The sequence below is a fragment of the Microcystis sp. M49636_WE2 genome (genome assembly GCF_030065375.1).
GTDB lineage: Bacteria > Cyanobacteriota > Cyanobacteriia > Cyanobacteriales > Microcystaceae > Microcystis > Microcystis aeruginosa_C.
This window is the reverse complement of record NZ_JASJFG010000817.1, coordinates 1-1,190: the sequence shown is the minus strand read 5'-3', so window position 1 is coordinate 1,190 and position 1,190 is coordinate 1. Positions and strand designations below refer to the sequence as shown.

At 46.9% G+C, this 1,190-nt stretch carries 3 protein-coding genes; 1 reads left to right on the top strand and 2 read right to left on the bottom strand.

All coding sequences use genetic code 11. From position 1 onward, the window contains the following. Window positions 1-296 (top strand): DNA gyrase C-terminal beta-propeller domain-containing protein (locus PX484_RS18555; protein WP_288105064.1); only part of this gene is annotated, 296 nt, incomplete at its 5' end. A 227-nt stretch (window positions 297-523) separates the two neighbouring features. Here the strand turns inward: PX484_RS18555 and PX484_RS18550 are convergent. Together PX484_RS18550 and PX484_RS18545 are read right to left on the bottom strand one after the other, a co-directional pair. After that, entirely contained in the window at window positions 524-1,054 is a 531-nt protein-coding gene (locus PX484_RS18550; protein WP_287764920.1) for a ComEA family DNA-binding protein, read from the bottom strand. Next, a partial coding sequence (locus tag PX484_RS18545) for an SHOCT domain-containing protein (protein ID WP_288105066.1) occupies window positions 1,054-1,190 on the bottom strand: 137 nt, incomplete at its 5' end. The genes PX484_RS18545 and PX484_RS18550, both read right to left, overlap by 1 nt.

Genomic DNA, 1,190 nt, shown 5'->3' with positions numbered 1-1,190 from the left:
GAAAACGGGTTCCCGTTACCCTCCTACGTCTGCAAAATCGGGCGGGATTAGGAGTCAGAGTGATTAAATTCCGCAAAAAGAACGATAAATTAGCGGCTCTGCACGTTGTTAACCCCCACGAGGAATTTATGATTATCACCGAACGGGGCATTATCATCCGTCAATCCGTCGATGCGATTACTCCTCAATCGCGCTCGGCCGGAGGCATCCGGGTGCAAAAACTTGATGAGGACGATGCGATCGCTGCGGTGGCCCTAGTTCCCCCTAGTGATGCGGAGGAATCTGAAGACATTTAGATTTGCTGGGAAGTGGGGAAGTGGAGTGTGGGGAGTGGGGTGTGGGGTGTAGGGTGTGGGAATTATGAATTATGAATTATGAATTATGAAGTGGGAAGAATAAATAAAAATAATCTTCTGACTCCTGACTCCTGACTCCTGACTCCTGACTCCTGAATCCTGTCTCCTGTCTCCTGACTCCTGACTCCTGACTCCTATCTCCTGTCTCCTTTCCTGAGTATTTGGGATTAAAACTGGAAAAAGTGCATTAATTGGGAGATTTCCTGAGCGTCTAGGGATAAACGCCCTTTAAAATCCACAATATTCTTAAATAATCCCTGTTCTTCTCTGCTTTTAATAATGGCAGCTGCCAAATTATCGCTGATTAGGGGCAGGGTGGTTAACTGCTCGATCGAAGCGGTGTTAGGATTGATTTTAGGGGGTGCGAGGTGACTTTCGGGACTATAATAGGCAAATTCTAGAATCGGTTGCCAAGCTTTCAATCTAGCCACAGGAACACTCAAAGCAGCCGCTAGATCTTCAAGACAAAGCAATTCTACCCCCATACCCAACAATTCCACCAACATCCGCGCTTGATGGATGGATATCCCCGGCAATCGCAGCCAATCATCCACACCCGCTTGACTGACATTAATTTTAATGCCCAATTGCGCCGCCATAGCGATCTCATCGAGGGAACGAAAGCGATAATAGGGATCATTGCTAATTTTGGCTTTTAAAGGGTTAAAAGTGCGCCCTAACCAGTTTTGCGGTGTCATTATAGTAGTTGTCGCCGTTTTTCTTCAAATTCGTACTCAGAAATTAATCCTTCTTGCCGGAGGCGCTCTAATTCCCTTAAAGCTGCCCCGATCGCCTCTACTTGTTTAGGCTCTAAACTGGGGACAGTGGCAGCAG